General features: G+C 63.4%; 20 protein-coding genes. 11 read left to right on the top strand and 9 right to left on the bottom strand.

Annotated features, from left to right (window positions below):
- Window positions 1-9 precede the first annotated feature (9 nt).
- The 6 genes from DSM43276_RS20220 (at window position 10) to DSM43276_RS20195 (ending at window position 6,118) form a co-directional block, all read left to right on the top strand.
- Window positions 10-573, top strand: a complete 564-nt coding sequence (locus tag DSM43276_RS20220; RefSeq protein ID WP_157896009.1) for a hypothetical protein — start codon at window positions 10-12, stop codon at window positions 571-573.
- A gap of 606 nt (window positions 574-1,179) precedes the next feature.
- On the top strand, window positions 1,180-1,944 hold the full coding sequence (locus DSM43276_RS20215; protein ID WP_157896008.1) for a sensor domain-containing protein: 765 nt from the start codon (window positions 1,180-1,182) through the stop codon (window positions 1,942-1,944).
- Between the two features lie 254 nt (window positions 1,945-2,198).
- Complete coding sequence (locus DSM43276_RS20210) at window positions 2,199-3,410, top strand: hypothetical protein (protein WP_136629131.1); 1,212 nt, start codon at window positions 2,199-2,201, stop codon at window positions 3,408-3,410.
- Window positions 3,407-4,126 carry a glycohydrolase toxin TNT-related protein gene (locus tag DSM43276_RS20205; protein WP_078328110.1) on the top strand — a complete coding sequence of 240 codons (720 nt, stop codon included), beginning with the start codon at window positions 3,407-3,409 and terminating at the stop codon, window positions 4,124-4,126. Before DSM43276_RS20210 ends, DSM43276_RS20205 begins: the two co-directional genes overlap by 4 nt.
- Window positions 4,123-5,286 (top strand): hypothetical protein, encoded by a 1,164-nt coding sequence (locus tag DSM43276_RS20200; protein ID WP_136629130.1) that lies wholly within the window; start codon window positions 4,123-4,125, stop codon window positions 5,284-5,286. The genes DSM43276_RS20205 and DSM43276_RS20200 overlap by 4 nt, the downstream gene beginning before the upstream one ends.
- Window positions 5,287-5,386: 100 nt before the next feature.
- A complete protein-coding gene (locus tag DSM43276_RS20195) occupies window positions 5,387-6,118 on the top strand; it encodes a hypothetical protein (protein WP_078328108.1) in 732 nt (243 codons plus the stop codon).
- A gap of 169 nt (window positions 6,119-6,287) precedes the next feature.
- On the opposite strand, the gene DSM43276_RS20190 is transcribed toward DSM43276_RS20195, so the two are convergent.
- The 4 genes from DSM43276_RS20190 to DSM43276_RS20175 all read right to left on the bottom strand — a co-directional run bounded on the left by DSM43276_RS20190 (window position 6,288) and on the right by DSM43276_RS20175 (window position 8,909).
- Window positions 6,288-7,097 carry a DUF6585 family protein gene (locus DSM43276_RS20190; protein ID WP_078328107.1) on the bottom strand — a complete coding sequence of 270 codons (810 nt, stop codon included), beginning with the start codon at window positions 7,095-7,097 and terminating at the stop codon, window positions 6,288-6,290.
- 228 nt (window positions 7,098-7,325) lie between these two features.
- The gene (locus DSM43276_RS20185) at window positions 7,326-7,640 is read right to left on the bottom strand and encodes a hypothetical protein (RefSeq protein ID WP_078328106.1); all 315 of its coding nucleotides are present in this window, start codon (window positions 7,638-7,640) and stop codon (window positions 7,326-7,328) included.
- A 38-nt stretch (window positions 7,641-7,678) separates the two neighbouring features.
- Window positions 7,679-7,978: a hypothetical protein gene (locus tag DSM43276_RS20180; protein ID WP_078328105.1), complete on the bottom strand. Its 300-nt coding sequence runs from the start codon at window positions 7,976-7,978 to the stop codon at window positions 7,679-7,681.
- A 166-nt stretch (window positions 7,979-8,144) separates the two neighbouring features.
- Window positions 8,145-8,909 (bottom strand): DUF5336 domain-containing protein, encoded by a 765-nt coding sequence (locus tag DSM43276_RS20175; protein ID WP_078328104.1) that lies wholly within the window; start codon window positions 8,907-8,909, stop codon window positions 8,145-8,147.
- Between the two features lie 208 nt (window positions 8,910-9,117).
- On the opposite strand from DSM43276_RS20175, the gene DSM43276_RS20170 reads away from it, so the two are divergent.
- Window positions 9,118-12,546 (top strand): nucleotide-binding protein, encoded by a 3,429-nt coding sequence (locus DSM43276_RS20170; RefSeq protein ID WP_078328142.1) that lies wholly within the window; start codon window positions 9,118-9,120, stop codon window positions 12,544-12,546.
- A gap of 167 nt (window positions 12,547-12,713) precedes the next feature.
- On the opposite strand, the gene DSM43276_RS20165 is transcribed toward DSM43276_RS20170, so the two are convergent.
- From DSM43276_RS20165 to DSM43276_RS20155, 3 genes are read right to left on the bottom strand one after another with little or no spacing between them, the layout of a single operon-like run.
- Window positions 12,714-13,514 carry an exodeoxyribonuclease III gene (locus tag DSM43276_RS20165; RefSeq protein ID WP_078328103.1) on the bottom strand — a complete coding sequence of 267 codons (801 nt, stop codon included), beginning with the start codon at window positions 13,512-13,514 and terminating at the stop codon, window positions 12,714-12,716.
- A 9-nt stretch (window positions 13,515-13,523) separates the two neighbouring features.
- Window positions 13,524-14,423: an N-acetylglutamate synthase, CG3035 family gene (locus DSM43276_RS20160; RefSeq protein ID WP_109555892.1), complete on the bottom strand. Its 900-nt coding sequence runs from the start codon at window positions 14,421-14,423 to the stop codon at window positions 13,524-13,526.
- Between the two features lie 14 nt (window positions 14,424-14,437).
- On the bottom strand, window positions 14,438-15,031 hold the full coding sequence (locus DSM43276_RS20155) for a peptide deformylase (RefSeq protein ID WP_078328102.1): 594 nt from the start codon (window positions 15,029-15,031) through the stop codon (window positions 14,438-14,440).
- Window positions 15,032-15,208: 177 nt separating this feature from the next.
- On the opposite strand from DSM43276_RS20155, the gene DSM43276_RS20150 reads away from it, so the two are divergent.
- The 4 genes from DSM43276_RS20150 to DSM43276_RS20135 all read left to right on the top strand — a co-directional run bounded on the left by DSM43276_RS20150 (window position 15,209) and on the right by DSM43276_RS20135 (window position 17,995).
- Window positions 15,209-15,556 carry a DUF3263 domain-containing protein gene (locus tag DSM43276_RS20150; RefSeq protein WP_078301118.1) on the top strand — a complete coding sequence of 116 codons (348 nt, stop codon included), beginning with the start codon at window positions 15,209-15,211 and terminating at the stop codon, window positions 15,554-15,556.
- 61 nt (window positions 15,557-15,617) lie between these two features.
- Window positions 15,618-16,082, top strand: a complete 465-nt coding sequence (locus DSM43276_RS20145; protein ID WP_078328101.1) for a LytR C-terminal domain-containing protein — start codon at window positions 15,618-15,620, stop codon at window positions 16,080-16,082.
- A gap of 63 nt (window positions 16,083-16,145) precedes the next feature.
- The gene (gene sodC / locus DSM43276_RS20140) at window positions 16,146-16,865 is read left to right on the top strand and encodes a superoxide dismutase[Cu-Zn] (protein WP_078328100.1); all 720 of its coding nucleotides are present in this window, start codon (window positions 16,146-16,148) and stop codon (window positions 16,863-16,865) included.
- An 8-nt stretch (window positions 16,866-16,873) separates the two neighbouring features.
- The gene (locus tag DSM43276_RS20135) at window positions 16,874-17,995 is read left to right on the top strand and encodes a glutamate--cysteine ligase (RefSeq protein WP_078328099.1); all 1,122 of its coding nucleotides are present in this window, start codon (window positions 16,874-16,876) and stop codon (window positions 17,993-17,995) included.
- Here DSM43276_RS20135 and cysC read toward each other — a convergent pair.
- Window positions 17,992-19,893, bottom strand: a complete 1,902-nt coding sequence (gene cysC, locus DSM43276_RS20130) for an adenylyl-sulfate kinase (protein ID WP_078328098.1) — start codon at window positions 19,891-19,893, stop codon at window positions 17,992-17,994. The two genes, DSM43276_RS20135 and cysC, sit on opposite strands and share 4 nt — an antisense overlap.
- Window positions 19,893-20,846, bottom strand: coding sequence for a sulfate adenylyltransferase subunit CysD (cysD, locus tag DSM43276_RS20125; protein WP_078328097.1), 954 nt, complete (start codon window positions 20,844-20,846; stop codon window positions 19,893-19,895). The genes cysC and cysD overlap by 1 nt, the downstream gene beginning before the upstream one ends.
- Window positions 20,847-20,870: the final 24 nt, after the last annotated feature.

Raw genomic sequence — 20,870 nt, 5'->3', positions numbered from 1 at the left:
GAGATCGTCATGAACTCAGGTGCCGCAGCTGCTGATCGTAGATTTGTTGAGCTAATCAGCCAGTACGAGAATTGGCGACGAATCTACTCTTACGTTGGCCGGCTCTCACTGAACGAGCCAGTGTGGGAAGACGACAGACTTCACCTCCGCGACGGCTACCCCTGCGAGGGCTGGACGTCGCTAATAGTCGAACCGAAAGACGGTGGATGCAACGTTTGGCGAGCCACAACAGAACGTCGCAACGAGCCCCACGAGGGCTTGGTCGCCTTCTTTTCCGACATTGACGACGCCGGAAAGTACATCATCTGGGATCTCGGCGAGAGCCTACGTATGGCCCTCCGTCTGGATCCCGTTCAATGGGCTTGGGAAGATGAGGGACTCGATGCCCGGGTGTCTCAGGTTCCACTTGAGCGTTATGTGTCGAAATTCGAGCTGAAATCTGACCCGAGCCGCTATTTTGTATTACAGGCTGGAGGTATTCGACCTGAAAATCATCTACTGCCACTGACTTACGGGCAGTTGGATTACTTGCTGCTGAATGGATTCCCGGCCTCGATCGTCTCTCAGTTGTGACTCGACTCTTCGAAGTTGAATAACACCTAGATGTCGGGATGCGCGCTGGCATGAGGGATGCTGCGAGGTCTCGGGGGCCTGTACGGATGATGCCAGCGGTCAGTTCAGGGTCTCTTCGCATCGACAGTCAGGGAGGCCTTCACCGATGAATCATACTCAGTTCGTTGTCCGTATGAAGGGTGACACTTAACCTGTATCGTTCATCGCTGATTGACATGTAGATGCACGTAGTGGCTGTCCGGCAAGGGAAATTTGAATTTGTGACGAAGCGTATTTCGCGGTCGGACGGCTTGCCCGTAAGCGGCGGAGGTGCCTGCGTGATGGAATGCGTTATCGAGGTGAATCCATGCGCGGCCGGCACCACCACTGGAGCCTGGCAACCGGACTTCGAATCCGTCTACGCTCGGGCCGGATGTGCCGTCCGCCGACAGCTAGGCTGCGGTGATGTCGTCGGGTAACGAACGCACACCCTCCCCGGTCCTCGTCGCCATAGTCACCGTCGTGGTTTGGGTTTTCCTCTTTGGCGCGTTGCCCCTGGGAATCGCGCTTATACATTGGGGTCTGGATGGTCTGCACCGCGATCAGCCCTACTGCTACGGCGTCGCCATGAGCCGCGGCGATACTTGCCAGATTAACGAATACCGCGTTCACCGGGAAAACGACTACGACGCTCAGCTGGCTTACGAACACCACGGCGCCAAAGTCCAAATCGGGTTCGGTGTGCTGCTTTCCTTGATCGGTGCCGTCTTTCTGTCATTCGTCGTGGTCGGCCGCTTGAAGATATGGCCGAAACGCAAACTCGACGAGTTCCTCGTGACGCCCGCGCAGGCCGCCGTACTACTTGGCGTGTCCAGCATGGAACTTTCGGAGTCCAGCGACGCTCTGCTCGACGATTCGGCATGTCTAACAGCCCGGGATTGCCTGGCTGCATTCATCCCGGCGCAGCTGGCCGCCTACCGCCAGAGCGGGTGGACTGGGACGCGAATTCATACCCTGATCGAAAACACCGATGGCCGCCCCGGTACCTCGGCTGCGCAAATTATCGAGGCGGTCATCGACTTCCCGTCTGCTGCGGCGGCGACGGAGGCGCAACGCACCCAGGCACAGCTGTGGGCTGCCGCTGCGAGCTGCACTGTCACCTACCGCCACGGCGAGCGGGACAGTTCGTGGCTGTTCGGACCCTTGAGTAACACCGGGCCGACGCTGGCGATCCGCCGCACTCAAGAGGACGGTGGCGGCTGGGCCGTGCAACGCGCGCTGGCCGCCTGCGACACCGTCATCATCGACGTTCAAGTCAGCGGTTCCTGGAGCGGCACCGATCAGGCTCGTCAACTCCTCGAGGTCATTATCGCCACCATCAGTTCTGGCTAGTGAACTGCTGCGCGGAGCAGACGATCACTTACTCCTCGTTGTTCAGATAAACCCGGTCGGGTCGCACCCGCGGCGGGGTGGTGGCATTCAGCATTACTTCCCGTACTCGCTTGTAGACTTGGCGAACGCTGGCTACCTGAGGGAGATCCCGCTGTCGTATCGCAACCTGGACGACGACGTGCAGATGAAAATTGCAGGTGACCACGAAGGGTTGATCAGCAGATCATGCCTGATCAGGCGAGGGGAGCGGTACTGTGCCATCTGATTATGAAAGCCCTGACGGGCGTCCCCCCGAAGCTGCCGACGGCCGGCCCGCGGTGCGCGGCGTTTCGTTCGTCGACGACGGGGCCTCTGATCCCGGCACGGCCGCCCATGACGCGGAGGTCGGGTCGCAGGCTTCGGCGATGGTCGACCCGATCGTCCGGGACGTCGCGGCGTTGGGCCCGCCGGGGTGGTTGGAGTTCACCGCGGTGTTTGCGTTGACGATCCGGGCAGGCAGTGCCACCTGCGGGTTCATCACGGCCGAGGGATCGCAGCCGGTGACGGTGCCCGCGTCGATCATGGCGCAGGTTGCCCAACAACGCGACGTGAGTGCGCAGATGTCGGCTGGACCATGGTGGCGGCTACTGCTGAAGGTGACCAATCAGGGTCAGCTACAGGTCAGCTACGACTACGGCGACCAGCCTTTTCCCGATGACCAGCTACAACCGGCCGAGAACTACCGCGCCGATATCGCCACTTACCCGCGCCCTCAAGTGCCGATTTGGCTGGCTGGCTATATGGCTGGGCCAGCTGCCCAAGGCCGCACACCGGCCCAAGCCGCAGCAGACGCGGTCGCCGATACCGCTGCCGGTCGACACGGCGTCAACACCGACGACATCGAACCCCTACCGCAGACGTTCATCCGTTGGGCCGTGCTGGCCGCGGTATACAGCGGAGCCCGCTCGCAGTGGGGCCCGCGGATCGACGCCGGTGTCGCCTGGTACGAATCCGATGCACGCAGCGGCTCCACCCTGTATCTACTGCCCGCTCAGCGGGCAGTACTTTCGGGTGGGCGATGGAACTCACCGCTACTCGCCGCAGCCTACCAACGACACCAACCACTGCCAGACTTGTATCGCGGCGCCCCGGACTGGGTCAACGACACGGTGCTCAACAGCCGCAACCAAAACGGACTGCTGAGTTTTTGCTATTGGTGGACCGAGGGGCAGTGGTGGCGCGGAGACACCGACACCTTCGACGAACTCGACGACCCGTTGCCGCCGATCTGGACCCCCAAGGAATGCATTGCTGCCATGACGACCGTGGTCGGCTCGGGTGCCGAATGGGCCTGCGGGCAACTGTTGGCCGCAGCAGAGGCTCGCACTGTTACCCCAGATCTACTCACCGCTGTGTTCGCTGGCTGCCCCAACGTCGACCTGCGGGCCGCGCATGACCAACTTCGCCTTGCCGGTGTGACCGGATGAGTCCCACCCTCGATACCGTGCTGACCATCGCCGGATTCGTCGCCGTGCTCATTGGAGTCGCGGTGGTCATCAGCATCGCACCGTTTGCCATACTTATGGGTGATGCAGTCCACAAGGACTCCCCGGCGATTCAGTCCTACCTGGTCGTCGTCGCCGTCATCCTTCCCCCGGTGGTGGTCGTTACCGAATACCTCATCGGCATCGTGTTGGCCTGGCGAAACCCTGGCATCACGTTCTATTACCCGTGGATCACCCTGGCCATCGGCGGCGCATCCTGGTGGGCCATCGCAACCGTCATCGACACTTGGTTTGAAAATGCGAAGCTATACGTCACCCCCCGCCGCCGCGATGTGGTCAAACGCTATGCGGTGCAAGGAACTATCCACAACCTCGCTGACTCCGAGATCGACGAACTCGATGGACTAAGACTCGACGACGGCCTCGGATGGCGAGACCGAACCGCGTTGACACCGACGGCCACCCCCCGTCGCGAACGTGCGATTCCCCGAGACCTGTTCCAGGCCAAACACCGTACGTTCACAGTGCGTGCCGACAAGGGACTGCCACCCGGCTGGCGAATCGAAAGATCCGAGATTGCAGGCGAAGCAGCCGGCCCCGGTGGGGGCACCCAATACGTGTTCATCGCGCCCGACGGTCAAACCCCCACCTTCCGACAACTCGTCGAACGAGGGTTCTTGGAAGAGGCGTCCGCGTGACTGTCGAGGAAACTATGGGCGCAGACAGCCGAGCGCTAATCGAGAAAGTGCTGGAAGCGCTGGTGTTAGCCGCGTCACCGGGCTGGCAGACGGTGCACGCCGCATTCAGCATGGCCGGTGGGGAAGAGATCGCCCAGGCCGTCGCCGTGACTGCCGACGGCAGCGTCACGATTCCGGCGACCTCGAAGATGATGCAGCCCATGCGTGAGCATCGGCTAGTGACTGTTGGTCGAGATGGGCCGTGGCTGCGGTTCTTAATCGATTGCGATAGCAACGGTAATTACAGTGCGGCCCCGGATTATGGCGACGCCGAACTCCCACCCAGCCAACTACTGCCCGCTGATGCGTATCTGCGCGACTTCCAGCAGTATCCGCGTGATCGCCCGCCAGTGTGGCTGCTGGCGCATATGGGCAACGAGGGCCGCCAGCTGCGCCCTGCGGGCGTTGCCTTCCAGCAAGCCGACGACGGGGTCCGTGGCGCCCGTGAAGCCGATGACGAAATCCCAGCTCTGCCGTTGCTGTGGGCACGCACCGCGGTATTGGCGGCGGTGTGTCGCGGCTCCGATTCTGCAGTGGGACCACGCTGCGACCCCACATACCAAGTGCATCAAGGTGATAGCGGCGGATGTACATTGGCGCGGTTACCCGGCGGTCGAGCGGTGCTCTCGGGTGGCCGCAACGATTCACCCTTACTGTCGGCGGCTTATCGGGGCGCTATCTCGTGGCCGGATCTGTACCAAGGGGCACCCACCTGGGTGCACAACCTGTACCTGGATCCTCGTGCGGCACGGGGCATGTTGTCGTTTTGCTATTGGTTCGACGGCCAGCACTGGTATCGCAGTGAGCTACCAGAGGCGGTCGGGCTGAACGACAATGGCCGTTCATGGAGTCCTAAAGACGACCTTGTCGCCGGGATGCCCGAGGTATGGACGGCGAACGATACCGCCGCTGCTGCGGTAGAGCTATTGAGAGACATCGGTGTCGCGTTGTCCGATCGGACTGCGGCTGCCACCGCCCTGATTTTCGCGGCAGAGTCGGGCATTGCGACGCCGGGCCACCTGCTCCGGCTGTTTGGTGAGGTTGTCCCTGACGCTTTCGACATGGCCGAGGCGATGGCACAACTCGACGCGACCGCCGTGGTCCGCCCGCCAACCGACTGAACGGTGAGGCCGCGATCGGCTGCACCGTATTCAGTCTCCGATGGCGGTATCATCGAGCAGATATCCGCGTCGATGCCGGCGTGTCCGGGAAGGAATTGACGTGCGTACCGCAGCAGAGATTGAAGACCTCGTCACCCGGGCCGCGGGGCAGCAGGATGCGTCGTTGGTCAGCGATCTCGTGATTGCCCTCAACGAACACGAGATCTTCTACTCATTGGATGTCGAAGAGGTCGACGGACAACCGCAGATCAAGACGCCGTTGCTCGAGCTGGCCGACGGCACCCATGCCCTGGAAGTCTTTACCTCTAGAGCCAATCCTGAACTATGGAAAGAGTATGCCGGAGCGCCGTGGCGCCAGGTTTTGGAACTGGCCGCAGAAATTCCGCCGGTGCAGTGGGTGATCATCAAGAATGATGCCGGAAGCCGCGTACCGATCCGCAAGAGCCAGATCGCGGTCATCCTGGGTATTTTGCCGCCCGAGTCGGCGACGACACTCGACGCGCGGATCGCCAAAATTGCGAACGAACCGCAGGCACAACCGTTCACCTCACTCGAATCCCAGCTCAGCGAAACACAGCTGTTCGTACGTCTGACTCCGGAATCGGCGAGATCCGGACAGCCGACGCTGGTCACCTCCTCAGCTGGTGGCGTCGACAACCTCGTGCAGGCCTATACGAGCCGGAGTCGGCCCGGTTATGTCTATGGCGAGATGGATTGGCGGGCCATCGTCGGCATGGTTGCGAGTACTCCGGCCCTAGAGGGTATTCATATTGTTAATGACAATGACGACTGGGTGATCATCGGTCGTTCCGATCTCGGCCTGGCCAACTAGCTGGCTTCCGGAGCCACTGACGTTGTGCAGCTCTACCGGCCTGACCCGATGAACACCACCCTCGATACCGGCAACTGATCGAACGAGGGTTCTCGGAAGAGATGACCGGCGTGACCGTTGAAGAAGCTTCGGCCGCATCACCGGGCTGGCAGACGGTGTGCGCGCTGACTCATCCGGACGCGATCAGTTCCTCGGCCAGAGTCATAAATATGGCTAGGTTCTCGACACGCTTTGCCGCCTCGACCATCACCGCCTTTTTGGGTTTTACCCGCAAGAACAGCTCGACGTGACCCTTGTTGACGTTGTTGTTGATCCAGATCGTGGCGATTTCCGGCCACCGCCAGGTGTGGAGAATGTCCCCCATTTCCGTTGCACTGAGCCAGACCGGGCCGAAATCGAGACGGTTTCCGGCCGCGATCGCCTGACGCGCAGCGGGTAGCTGGGTGTTGGCGATTCCGCTGACAATGGCTGGACCCCATTCGGCGGGACCATCAAAACCGCTGTGCAGCCTTGTTCCGCCGTTGGCGAACACCTTCGGGCCGCCCGGTTCTCTCAGGGTGTAGCTGTACTCCATGGCGCTGCCCATCGAGCTGGTCCGTCGGACGATGTCCCGTGTCACTCGCGCGGTGGCGTACCGGAACACCGCGATGTCCTGCTCGCGATTGGTCACGATGGCGCCGCGCTCGAACAGATCCAACCGACGATCCCCCTTGGCCATGCGAATGCGGCCCCGCACGAACGACACCAGGCCCAGCAGGGCGGGGACTAAAACGATCACGCCGATGAGGTGCGCGCCGGGCGTCATAGCCAGGTACAGGCCCAGCAGTCCGAAAAAACCTGCGAACGGCACCGAAAACCACGATTGGCGCCACAGGTAGCCGCCGGCGTGGGCGCCGAGACCGGCATCGGTGGCGGCGGTGTGGATCGCGCTCATCAACGCCGCGCCGGCTGCAGGGCTCGGGAACCTCGACTCGGTCATTTGCTGCTCCCTCCGTTTCAGTCCACGCCCCCCGGCCGCAGTGGTTCCGACCGCATCCTAGCGTGCACCTCGGTGAGTTCACACGATCGAACTCCGGGTGCCGGCGAGACCCAGGGTCCGTTGTGGGAGGCGGCTTTTGAAGCCACCGCTGCGAAGTTGTTCCGCTCCGCCCCGGAAACAAAACTGCCCGCCTCGTAAAACGAGGCGGGCAATTCCGTATGTTAGCCGTTAGAGGCCGCGGCCTCCGCCGTAGCTACCGGCCACGGCATCGCGGACGGAAGCATCCTGGGCATGCATTGCGTCGTGCTGATCGACAGCATTCTGGGTCTGCTGGCTGTGGCGAGCGATCCAGTCCTGCAGGTTCAGGCCCACCGCGGTCTCGACCTCGGCGACCGCGGCCGCACCCTGACCAGCAAAGACGCTGTACAGCGTACGGAATGCGTCGCGCAGTTCCTGGGTCGCAGCGTCGAGCTTCGTGCCGTGGCTGGCGAGCTCATCAAGGTTGCCATAAGCAGCCTTGCCGTACTGAATTGAGTCGGACATGTTCGTCTCCTTGCTTAATCCGTTGTGGTCTGGGTGGGCTAAACGTCGTCGGAGGACTGGAGCTGCTTGACGCCCTCTTCGCTGACGGTGATGAAGTTGAACAGGCCCTTGGTGATCTCAGAGGCCTCATCGTTGTATGACGCTGACGCGTTCATGTACGTGCCGTGGCTGTTGCCGCCCCAGTTGGCTGCCATCGCGCGCTGCTCATCCTCGATGCCCTGGAAAATGCGGTGTGCATTCTCGCCATGCTGGCGGGCGACCTGGAAAGCTGCCATCGCTTCGGCCGGGCTTACTGCCAGGCCACTGTCATTGTCGAGCTCGTTACCGGTGGTTTCCATGGTGTCCTTCCTTTGCTTCCAATGTGTACTGCTGAACTCCGACCGCACTGATGAGCGTTCGCCGGATGAGGAGCATTCACGTTGTCCTCCCCCTTGAAGGCCCTAACTAGCACGAGAGTAGCAGGTAACTCAAAACTCGGCGCGCAAACCTGCGCATCGTGCAGATTTACCGGGTCGCAGAGGGGCCGGGGTCATGTTGACCTTGTGTTCCGTACCGCTGGACCGGAGCCTGGCCCGGCGCCCGGGCGAAGCTTGGCAGCCCCGTCTGCGCTGGCTGGGAGGTCTGGGGCGCGTAGCGATCGACAGTCGCGCCCCGAGGATTCTGATTATCGACGTAGTCGGAGTAGCTGGCCGACTGGTCGGCAGCGTGCTGCACAGCACGTGCTGCCGCTTGCCCGTGTGCTCCTCGCTGCAATGGCTCCGCTGTCTCGGCGGGCTGGGAATTCTGGTCCGGGTACTGGTTGTAGTACTGCGCCATCTGCGCCCAGTATTCGGAGTAGGCCTCCTGCGAGCCCTGTTCCGTATCGCCGGCCGGATGTGCCTGCAGTAGCGCGCCGATGGCCACCACGGACTGCAGCCCGTTGATCACGACGATCACCGTCAGGGCCCAGCCACTGTTTGTGGCGCTGATCAGCGCCGCCAGTGCGTCGAGGAACCCGGCCACCGCCAGTACGGCGATCACCTGGTGGTTTGAATCTTGCCGCGGGATCAGCCCGAAGCCCGATAATAGGGCTGCAAGCACCGCAAACCGCACGCCCCACGCGCCAGGATGTCCTTCGGGCATTGGGCCGAAACTCAGTAGATATGACGCGGCTCCGAGCACGAGAACCGCCAGTGCCATGTAGCGAGGCAACAGCCGCTTGTGATCAGTGCCGAAACTGTCGCTATACGCGGCGGTGTAGTACCCCTGGTTTCCCGACGGATAGGACATGGCCCTCCTACATCGCCCGGCCCGGCATGTGGGCCACTGTGTTTAGGCTAACTCAAACGTGGTCTTGCCTGACCGATAGCGGGCGTAGCAATCTCGAATTGGGAGTGCCCGTCGGCCACCACTACCATAGGTTTAGGAGTGGTATCAGTACCTGGAAGGGGGGGCGTTGGCTAAGAACAAGCCCACGGCGGAGCCGGACGAGGGATCCATCGCGCGTCCCCCGTGGCTGCCGCCACCGGAGAAAGAGCGGCGTTGGTCACTGTCGGGGCTCGGCAGTAAGAAGAAAGATCAACGCGAGCCTGGCCGTGATCGCGAGGCTGCCCAAGTCGTCGACCTCGACGAGGACGATGATCGGGTGGTCGAAGCGTCGGCGGCCGCTGTTCCAGAAACGACGACCGTGGAAAACGTTGAGGCGGATGGGGTGATTACGCCTGCCGACGTTGATGGGCCGGTGAGTCAGCCCCGGCGCACGGCGACTGACGACTCGGCCGTGGTTCCGTCGGTATCTGAGCCTGTGGTGCCGGAGCAGGTGGATACGCCTTGGGAGATGAAGGTTCCGGCCTGGGGTGAGGTGTCGGAGCCGGCGGTGTCGTCATCGGCGCTTGACCGCGTTGACAACACCGAGGTACCCGGCATCGGAGAGGACTCGGCCGTGGTTCCGTCGGTATCTGAGCCTGTGGTGCCGGAGCAGGTCGATACGCCTTGGGAGATGAAGGTTCCGGCCTGGGGTGAGGTGTCGGAGCCGGCGGTGTCGTCATCGGCGCTTGACCGCGTTGACGACATCGAGGTACCCGGTACCGGGGACGACGTGGTCGAGGATCGTCCGGGTGCCGCCGAGGTGGATTCAGCGCAGACCGGCGATACGATCGCGGTTACTGAGCCTGAGTTTGTGGTGCCTGAGCCGGTGTCGGAGAGGGTCGATACGCCTTGGGAGCCTGAGGTTCCGGAGATTTTTTCGGCGCTCGAGGCCGCTCCTGCCCCAGTCGAGGACGTTGTCGCGGCGTGGCATCCTCCGGCTCCGCTTGTGGAGTCGGAATCGGTTGAACCAGAACCTGTTGCGGCTGAGAGCAAGTCATCGGCCGATAACCCTGAACTTGATGAGCCGGTGAGTCCGCCCGTGCACGCGCAGACTGACGATGCGGTCGTGGCGCCGGAGCCGGTGTCGGAGAGGGTCGATACGCCTTGGGAGCCTGAGGTTCCGGAGATTTTTTCGGCGCTCGAGGCCGCTCCTGCCCCAGTTGAGGACGTTGTCGCGGCGTGGCATCCTCCGGCTCCGCTTGTGGAGTCGGAATCGATTGAGCCAGAACCTGTTGCGGGTGAGAGTGAACGGGTTGCGCCCGCTGATGTTGATGAGCCGGTGAGTCCGCCCGTGCACGCACTGACCGACGATGCGATCGCGGTTACTGGGCCTGAGCTTGTGGTGCCTGAGCCGGTGTCGGAGCGGGTCGATACGCCTTGGGAGCCTGTGGTGCCGGAGATTTCTTCGGCGGTCGAGGCGGCTCCTGCCCCTGTCGAGGATGTCGTCGCGGCGTGGCATCCTCCCGCTCCGCTTGCGGAGTCGGAATCGATTGAACCAGAGCCTGTTGCGGCTGAGAGTGTGTCATCGGCCGATGCCCCCGAACTCGATGAGGTCGAAATGCGCGCGGCAGCGCTCCTTGAGGCTGTTGCGAGGGCTCGGGAGTCCGCTGCGGATAGCGTTGCCGAGCCCGCAACCGAGGCTGATGGTTTGAGCCAGCTGGACGAGCCGCCGACCCAGGCTGCGGACTCCGATGTGCCAGAGGCGGAACCATCCGGCGACGTTCCCGCGGTCGATGAGATCGACCAACGCGCAGCCGCGCTCCTTGCGGCCATGGAGGCGAAGCGGTCTCAGTCTGCTGCGTCTGAATCGGATTCAACAGAGCAGGCTCCAGCTCCCGCTTCGGAGCCCGAGCGGGATGATGAACCGGCGCCGGATCTATCATTCGATCATCCAACGGAGTTGGACGAGGTCCACGATCTCCCGTCACCCCCCGATTTCGACAGCGGCGAAGTCGAGACGGACGAGCCGTCCGAGGTCGATGCCAACAGCGCAACAGGGTCGGACGCAGTTGCCCAGGGCCTCTCGGAACATCACGAGACTGCCCAGGGCTACCCGGAACACATCGACGAAGACTCCCCTGACGCTGACGCAGAGGACGTTCAGTCGCAGCGCCCGCCTACCCGGAGGCTGGCGCTGCCGCCCTGGCAATTGCCTGGAGCGGCCACATCAGTGGAGTTCGAGCGTTTCGGGCCCCACAAACCGTCTTCGTTCGATGACGATGGCCCATTCTCTCGGTTGCGCAGAGAGCACGCGGACAAGGCCGCACCGTCAAAGCCGCCCGCGGAGCCGTTAGGCGAATCCCCGGAAGCGGTAGTGCGCGATGCGCCGCAGCCGCCGATGCAGGACCCGCGATTGCCTCCACCTCCACCGCCGCCGGGGTGGCGTCCACCCCAGCCTCCGCCGCCGGGGTGGCGTCCCCCGCAGCCTCCGCCGCCGGGGTGGCGTCCCCCGCAGCCTCCGCCGCCGGGGTGGCGTCCACCCCAGCCTCCACCCCCTCCGCCGGGCTGGGTGGCCCATCAACCGAGTCCGGATGCCGGTCATCCCGGGCCGCCTGGACCGCCGCCGCAGGAACACCGAGCTGCGCCTCCGGCGAATTATCGGCCCCCGCAAGCCTTTCGAGTGCCCACGCCACTAGAGGAAGCGGAGCTGACGGGGCAGCATCCGAATGCACCGCAATCCGGCTGGCGACGCAGGGTACGTATGGCCACGGGTGGTCACGTCAACCCTGGTCTGTCCCGTCGGGATCGCCTACGGCAGGAGCTTGAGGAACAGATCCGGCAGCCGATCGTCGGCGACTTCCGTATCGCCGTGCTGTCCATCAAGGGTGGGGTTGGCAAGACCACGACCACGCTTGGGTTGGGGTCGGCACTTGCCATGGTGCGACATGATCGCGTCATCGCTGTCGACGCCAACCCCGACCGCGGCACTCTGGCAGAACGAGTCCGCGACGAGTCGACGCAATCAACTGTGCGCGACCTGTTGTCGGACCCCAATCTTCACAGTTATGCCGATGTTCGCAACCACACGCTGATGGCTACCAGTCGGCTGGAAATTTTGGCAAGCGAACAGGAGCCAGCGGTGTCGGAGGTGTTCAGTGAGGGCGACTATCGGCGCACCGTCGAGATTCTGCGGCACTACTACAACATCATCCTGACCGACTGCGGCACCGGCATCATGCATTCGGCGATGGCGGGAGTCCTCGACCTGGCGCACACCATCGTGTTGGTTAGCGCGCCCGCGATGGATGCTGCCCGGAGCGCATCGGCAACGCTGGACTGGCTGATGCAGCATGGTTATTCGGGGTTAGTGCGGGGCGCGCATGTGGTGCTCAGCACGTCGCGTCCAGGATCGGCGAACTTGAAAATCGACAAGCTCTACGAGCATTTCGAGTCGCGGTGCCGATCGGTGCACACGATTCCATTCGACCCGCATCTATCCGAGGGCGCCGATATCGATTTCGGGCTGCTCCGACAGCAGACTATGGATGCCTACCTCGATCTGGCGGCGTCGGTTTCAGAGGATTTCGGCCGACTCCGGGGCCCCGCAGAACGACCGTAACTCGCTCGTGGTCAATCAGGGCAAACTGCTCACGTTGTGCGCCAGCTGAATCCGTTGGGGGAGGCAGTCGCACACGTGGAACCGGCGCATCATGCGCTACCCCTTCGGTCGCTCAGTGTCATGACGGTAACGCGGGAGGATTCGCTGCGGGTTAGGTCGCGCCGGTGTCAGTCCAGATCGACGACGACGGGTGCGTGGTCGCTCGCGCCTTTGCCTTTGCGTTCCTCGCGGTCGATGTGGGCGTCTCCGACTCGTTTGGCGAACTCCGGTGAGCCGAGGACGAAGTCGATGCGCATCCCGCGCTTCTTGGGGAAGCTCAGCTGCGTGTAATCCCAGTATGTGTAGACGCCCGGACCGGGGGTGAACGGGCGCACCACATCGGCGAATCCGGCGTCGTTCATCGCGGTGAACGCGGTGCGTTCGGGTTCGGACACATGGGTGCTGCCCTGATAGGCCTCGACGCTCCAGATGTCGTCGTCGGTGGGCGCAATGTTCCAGTCGCCGACCAGCGCGACCTGTGCTGCGGGATCGGCCGCGAGCCAGCCGGCGGCCTCGTCACGCAAAGCCGAGAGCCACCGCAGCTTGTACTGGTAGTGCGGATCCTCCAGCGTCCGGCCGTTCGGGACGTACAGGCTCCACACCCGTACCCCGTTGCAGGTGGCGCCGATCGCGCGGGCCTCGGCGGCCTCCTCGACATCCGCGCCGGACGCCCATCCGGGCTGACCCTCGAATCCCACGGTCACATCGTCCAGGCCGACGCGGGACGCGATGGCGACGCCATTCCACTGGCTAAGACCCACGTGCGCCACCTCGTACCCGGCATCGGTGAACGCCTGCATGGGGAACTGCTTGTCGGAGCACTTGGTCTCCTGCATGGCGAGCACGTCGGTGCCGGAGCGTTCCAGCCAGGAGATCACCCTGTCTGCACGAGCACGGATCGAGTTCACATTCCAGGTGGCCAATCGCATGACGTCACCCTACTTTTCGATGCTGACAGCCTCGATATGCGCATACCGGTAGCGATGCTGCTCGGCAAAACCTAAGGTCGGATAGAGCGCCAACGCCGCGGCGTTGGCGGCGCGCACCTGGACGTACGCACGACGGGCACCCTGTGCGGCACCCCAGCCCAGCAGTACGTCACACACCTGCCGCGCCAGCCCGCGACGTCGATGGGTCTCGGCCACCCGCACCGCGGAGATGCCGAGCCAGCCCTCGGTGACGGCTCCCCGCGCGATGGCGACCGCGGGACCGTTATCGGTGACGGATGCGAAGCCCAGCATCCCGTCGACCACCGCCGTCAGCACCTGCACCGTCAGGGGGTGGTTATCTCCATGCAGGGCAAGCCAACCAGAGGATGGCTTGGAAGGAAGGGGCTCCGACCGGGCCGCGCCGAGATCGCGCACCATCACCACGGTTTCGCCGCTGGTGGCCAGCTCATCCGGCGGGTGGATCAACCGGTCGGGCAGGCATAACAGGGTGGGCAGCCGGTGTTCGGAGTACCACGCGGCCACGTCGCCGAGCGAGCGTGGTGATGCCGAATGCTCCAGTGGTACAGCGGAGTTACCGCGATGTGTGTGTCCCCCTGAGGCTCTGACGAACCATCCGTCCACCCAATCGTGCTCGATGCCCGGCCACGCAAAGGCCGCGGCTCGCTGCGCCGACCTGATGTCCCGATTCAGCACCGGAACCGGCGGCAGCACGCGCACCGATACGATGTCGGCGGATGAAATATCCACCACCGCACCGGATTTATGAAGTATCCGCACCGCCGGATCGGTCGACACCAACTCGCCGACGGTGTCGGTGAACGGGGGCACCGAACCGGCCGGGCGCCGGCTGCGGATGGCCACCCGCGCTCCGAGTTCGGGCAGGGACACGGTGCAGTGCCGTCCTAATGCCCGAATGGATCGGCGACTTGCCCTGGCGTCCAACTCAATCCGGGCACACCCCATCCATTTGACTTGACCGCGCGCTTGGCCGCCCGGGCGTTCCGCCCGATCAGCGTGTCTATATAGAGGAAGCCGTCCAAATGTCCGGTCTCATGCTGCAGCATGCGCGCGAACAGATCGTTGCCCTCCAGGGTGATCTCTTTGCCGTCGGCGTCCAGACCGGTGACCCGTGCCCAGTCCGCGCGCCCGGTGGGGAAGGACTCGCCGGGCACCGAGAGGCAGCCCTCCTCGTCGTCGTCCGGGTCGGGCATGGTCTCGGGGATCGCGGAGGTTTCCAGGACGGGGTTGATCACCACGCCGCGATGGCGGGTTCCGCCGCCACGGGTGTCCGCGCAGTCGTAGACGAACAGACGCAGGGGCACACCGATCTGGTTGGCGGCGAGTCCGACGCCATTGGCGGCGTCCATGGTCTCGTACATGTTCGCGATCAGCTCGGGCAGATCGGCGGGCAGCGAACCGTCGGGACCGACCGGGACGGGCTCGGTAGGCGTGTGCAGCACCGGGTCGCCGACGATGCAAATAGGAACAATAGCCACGGAAGGCAAGCTATCGGCTTGGTATTGGCGGCCGACGCGCGGGGTTGGCTAGCCGCAGTTGCGGTTTGCGCGTGGTTAAATATCGCCGAACCACAGTGTTGTAATTTTTGATGTTGCAGTGAACGCGATCGATCCACAGACAAGACAACGAACGCCCAGGTTGGGTCAGGAGCTTTTATGGACGGCGCCCAGGCGCGAGCTGAGCAGTCAAAGGCTGCAGACGCTGGTCAGGACTCGCCTGCCGTCGGCTCGGACGGAGTCGAGATTGCGGCCGGTCTGAGCCGGCGCGAGCATGACATCCTGGCCTTCGAACGGCAGTGGTGGAAGTACGCGGGCTCCAAGGAAGACGCCATCAAGGAGCTGTTCGGCATGTCGGCCACCCGCTACTACCAGGTGTTGAATGCCCTGGTGGACCGTCACGAGGCCCTGGCAGCGGACCCGATGCTGGTCAAACGGCTCCGCAGGCTGCGTGCGAGCCGTCAGAAGGCCCGCGCGGCACGCCGCCTGGGGTTTGAGGTCACATAGCGGTCTCGGCGTAGCCGGCTGAATAGGTGCTGGCGCCCACGAACCGTATTGTGGATTCACGATGAACGAACGCGTACCCGATTCCCATGGCCTGCCGCTACGTGCCATGGTGATGGTGCTGCTGTTTCTCGGCGTGATCTTCCTGCTGGTCGGATTCAATGCCCTCGGATCTGATAAGTCCGCATCGTCGGACTCGACGTCCACGTCGGTCAGCGCCGCTGCGGCCCCTAAGTCGACGACACCGCCTCCCGCACCGAAGCCCGAGGTTCGTGTCTACAACACCACCTCAGTGCCGGACTTGGCGCGCGGCGCTGCCGACCAGGTCGCGGCCGCAGGCTGGAAGGTCGCCGAAGTAGGCAACCTGCCCATGCCCGAGGTGAACGTGACGACGGTCTTCTTCGGCAAGACTGCCGGAGAAGAAGAAGCCGCCCACGAAATCGCCAAGGTGCTGGGCGTTCAAGCCGTACCGCGCGCACCTGAGCTCGTCGAACAGCCGCCGGGTGTCGTGGTCGCTGTCGCCATCTGACTGATCTGACGGATCAGCACTTCAGGTCTACCACTGGGTGCTACGCGCTGTAGGAGAGATGGCATGATGAGGCCCATGGTTAAGCCCGCCGTTCTCGCCGCCGGAACCCTTGCTGCCGTTGCCTTGTCCGTGAGTGGATGCTCCCCGGATCAGCCGGCCAGCACCACGCCCGGCACCACCCCTCCGGTGTGGACAGGTTCCACCGCGCCGTCGGCCGCGGGCGAGCACGGCGGCCATGGAGGAGGCGAGCGGCCGATCCCGTCGGGCGAAAAGCTCAATGCCACGCTCAAGCTCGCCGACGGCACCCCGGTGGCATCCGCGGAGTTCGTTTTCCAGGACGGGTACGCCACCATCACGGTGAAGACCACGGAGAACGGCAAGCTCACCCCGGGATTCCATGGACTGCATATTCACTCCTTCAAGAAGTGCGAGCCCAACTCCACCGCGCCGGCCGGCGGCACCCCGGGCGACTTCCTGTCCGCGGGCGGGCATTTCAATGTGCCCGGATATACCGGTCATCCGTCCAGCGGCGACCTGGTATCACTGAATATCCTCAAGGACGGCTCCGGTGAGCTGGTTACCATTGCCGACTCGTTCACCAAGGACGATCTGACCACTGGCAACGGCACCGCGATCATCATCCACGAGAAGGCGGACAACTTCGCCAACATTCCACCGGAGCGGTACACCCAGGCCAACGGCACAGCGGGCCCCGATGACACCACGAAGTCGACCGGCGACGCGGGCAAGCGTGTTGCCTGCGGTCTCATCGACGCGGGCTAGCCGTCAGGGTGGCCCGTCCGATCGAATTTCGCGGGTCACCGCGGCCCACGCTGGGGGTGGAGTGGGAGTTCGCGCTCGTCGACGCCCAGACCAGGGACCTCACCAATGAAGCCTCCGCGGTATTGGCGGCAATCGGTGAGACTCCGCACGTTCACAAGGAGCTGCTGCGCAACACCATCGAGGTGGTGACGGGCATCTGCGGGTCGGTCGCCGAAGCGATGCAAGACCTGCAGGCAACTCTCGCGACGGTGCGGCCGACCGTGCGCTCGCTGGGCATGGAGCTGTTCTGTGCCGGTACCCATCCCTTCGCCCGCTGGTCGGCGCAACAGCTCACCGACGCGCCGCGGTACGACGAGCTGATCGCCCGCACCCAATGGTGGGGCCGGCAGATGCTGATCTGGGGCGTGCACGTGCATGTCGGTGTCTCCTCCAAGCACAAGGTGATGCCGATCGTCACATCGATGCTCAACTACTACCCGCACCTTTTGGCGCTGTCGGCGTCCTCCCCGATGTGGGAGGGGCAAGATACCGGGTACGCGAGCAACCGGGCCATGATGTTCCAGCAGCTGCCCACCGCCGGTCTGCCGTTCCACTTTCAGACCTGGGAGCAGTTTGAGGGTTTCGTCGATGATCAGATGAAGACCGGAATCATCGACCAGCTCAATGAAATCCGTTGGGATATCAGACCTTCACCGGCGCTGGGCACGGTCGAGGTTCGGATCTTCGACGGGATTTCCAATGTCGCAGAACTTGAGGCGCTGGTCGCGCTCACTCATTGCCTGGTGGTGGACTTGGATCGCAAGCTGGAGGCGGGGGAATCCCTGCCCACCATGCCGCCCTGGCATGTGCAGGAAAACAAATGGCGCAGTGCGCGTTACGGCCTCGACGCGGTCATCATCCTGGACGAGGACAGTAACGAGAGATTGGTGACCGAGGACCTCGACGATCTACTGACTCGGCTGCAACCCATCGCGCGGCTGCTGGAATGCGAGACGGAGCTGGCCGCAGTGGAGGAGATCTACCGCCACGGTGGGTCTTATCAGCGCCAGCGGCGCGTGGCTGAAGAGCATGACGGCGATCTGGGTGCGGTAGTGGACTCTGTGGTCAACGAGTTGGAGCCCGAGCGCTAAACCGACAACCAGTAATCCAGGATTGCGGCTGCCTGCTGCTCCGGGTTTCCTTCTGATTCATCGTCGGGACGCAGCACCAACTCGGCCTTCGCGGGAGCCTCGTAGGGCGCATTGACTCCGGTGAAATCACTGATCTCGCCGGCACGCGCCTTGGCGTACATGCCCTTCGGGTCACGCTGTTCGCAGATCTCGACGGGGGTGTCGACGAACACCTCGACGAACGGCAGCCCGGCCACATCATGCTGGGATCGGATCTTGTCCCGATCGGCCTGATACGGACTGATGAGTGCGGCCACCGCGACAACGCCGGAGTCGGCAAGAATCTGGGCGACGGCACCGACGCGGCGCACGTTCTCGGCGCGGTCGGCCGCGGAGAACCCGAGGTCGGCGTTGAGACCGTGTCGTAGATTGTCGCCATCGAGTCGATAGGCGGGGATGCCCATCGCCACCAGCCGCCGCTCCAATTCGACAGCCACGGTGGACTTTCCGGAGGCGGAGAGCCCGGTGATCCATATTGTGCCACCCTTGGTGGAGCGCTCGTCGCGCGAAACCGCGGAGGAGTGCCAGACCACCTTGGATTGGTGCAGTGTCGGTCCGGAGATCATGCCCGCCGCCACCGTGTTGTTGGTGGCCTCGTCGATCAGGATGAAGCTGCCCGTGGTCCGGTTGCGCCGGTAGGGGTCGAACATGATCGGTCGCTGCAGTCGTAGCTGCACGCGTCCGATCTCATTGAGCTTCAGCTCTTTTGCCTCTTGATCGCGGTGCAGGGTGTTCACATCGAGCCGGTAGTCAAGCCCGGCGATGGCCGCCTTTACGGTCGAATTCGCGTGCTGCATCACGAATCGCGATCCCTCGGACAGTGTGGACACATCGGTGAACCAGCACACCATGGCATCGACCTGCGCTCCGACCAGTGGCCGGTTGTTCGGACGGCAGAGCATGTCGCCGCGGCCCAGGTCCAGCTGGTCGGCCAGTTGCACGTTCACTGCGCTCCCGGCAAATGCCTCGTCCACAACGGACCCGCCGGGGCCCCAGATCGCCGACACCGTTGAGGTGAAACCAGATGGCAGCGCGACGATCTCATCGCCGGGCTTGAACACACCGCTGGCGACCGTTCCAGCCACTGCCCGGAAGTCGTGCAGATCGGTGATCCGATCGGCACCGGGTGCCGCTGCGCCGCCCTGAGGGCGGATGACGTACTGGATGGGGAACCGTGCGTCGATGAGATTGCGGTCTGACGAAATGTGCACCTGCTCAATGTGATGCAACAACGACGGGCCCTCATACCACGGTGTGTTGGTGGACCGGGTGACGATATTGTCGCCGAGCAATGCCGACACGGGAATGACCGTGAGGTCGTGCAATTCCAGTTTGGTGGCGAATCTGCGGAACTCCTCTTTGATTTCGTCGAATCGCTGAGGCGACCAGTCGACCAGGTCCATCTTGTTGATGCACAACACCACGTGCTCCACACCGAGTAGTGAGGTGATGAATGCATGCCGGCGGGTCTGCTGGGTCAAGCCATTACGGGCATCGACAAGAATGATCGCCAGGTCGGCGGTGGATGCGCCGGTCACCATGTTCCGGGTGTACTGCTCGTGCCCGGGGGTATCGGCGATGATGAATTTACGCACGGGCGTGGAGAAATAGCGGTGTGCGACGTCGATCGTGATGCCCTGCTCACGTTCGGCGCGCAGGCCGTCGGTCAGCAGCGCAAGGTTGGTGTGTGTTTCGCCCTTGGCCCTGCTACTCGCTTCCACGGCGGCCAGCTGATCGGCGAAGATCGACTTCGAGTCGTACAGCAGGCGGCCGATGAGGGTCGACTTGCCGTCGTCGACGCTGCCCGCGGTGGCGATACGGATGAGCTCCTGGGCCGGCTCGGTGGTTTCGATGGTCATCAGAAGTAGCCCTCTTTCTTGCGGTCTTCCATACCGGCCTCGGAGATCCGATCGTCGGCGCGGGTGGCTCCCCGCTCTGTGATACGGGTGGCGGCAACCTCTTCCACCACCGCGCTGGAGGTTGTCGCGACGGATTCGACGGCTCCCGTGCAGGTGGCATCGCCAATGGTCCGGAACCGAACCGACTTCTCGACAAGCTCCTCGCCTGGTTGAAGGGTAAGGAACCTGGTGTCTGCCAACAACATTCCGTCACGCTCCACCACATTGCGCTTGTGCGCGTAGTACAGCGGAGGCAGTGTGATGTTCTCTGATTCGATGTACTGCCAAATGTCCAGCTCGGTCCAGTTGGACAGCGGGAACACCCGGATGTGCTCACCCTTGCGGTGGCGGCCGTTGTAGATGTTCCAGAGTTCCGGGCGCTGTGCGCGGGGGTCCCACTGGCCGAATTCATCGCGGAAGCTGAACACCCGTTCCTTTGCGCGAGCCTTCTCCTCGTCGCGGCGCGCGCCGCCGAACACGGCATCGAAGCGGTGCTCGTTGATGCTGCGCAACAGGGTGGCGGTCTGCAGACGGTTACGAGTGGCGCCCGGCCCGGTCTCCTCGACGACCGCACCGGAGTCGATGTCGTCCTGCACGCTGCCGACCTCCAGACGCAGGCCGTAGCGGCTGACGGTTTCGTCGCGGAAGGCAATGACCTCGTCGAAATTGTGCCCGGTGTCGATGTGCATGACGGGGAAGGGCAGCGGGGATGGCCAGAACGCCTTGGCGGCGACGTGCAGCATGACGACCGAATCCTTGCCGCCAGAGAACAGCAATACGGGCCTTTCGAAGGTTGCTGCGACTTCGCGGAATATGTAGACCGCCTCCGCTTCCAGGGCATTCAAGTGCGACAACTCGTATGACTCGGCTGGTGATGAGCCTCTTGGGCGAAGAACATCGGGCGATGTCGGCATTTCCACAACTCCATTCGGTCCAAA

Source organism: Mycobacteroides salmoniphilum (assembly GCF_004924335.1).
Lineage (GTDB): Bacteria > Actinomycetota > Actinomycetes > Mycobacteriales > Mycobacteriaceae > Mycobacterium > Mycobacterium salmoniphilum.
The sequence above is the reverse complement of the archived record's forward strand: the minus strand, read 5'-3'. Positions and strand labels throughout refer to the sequence as shown.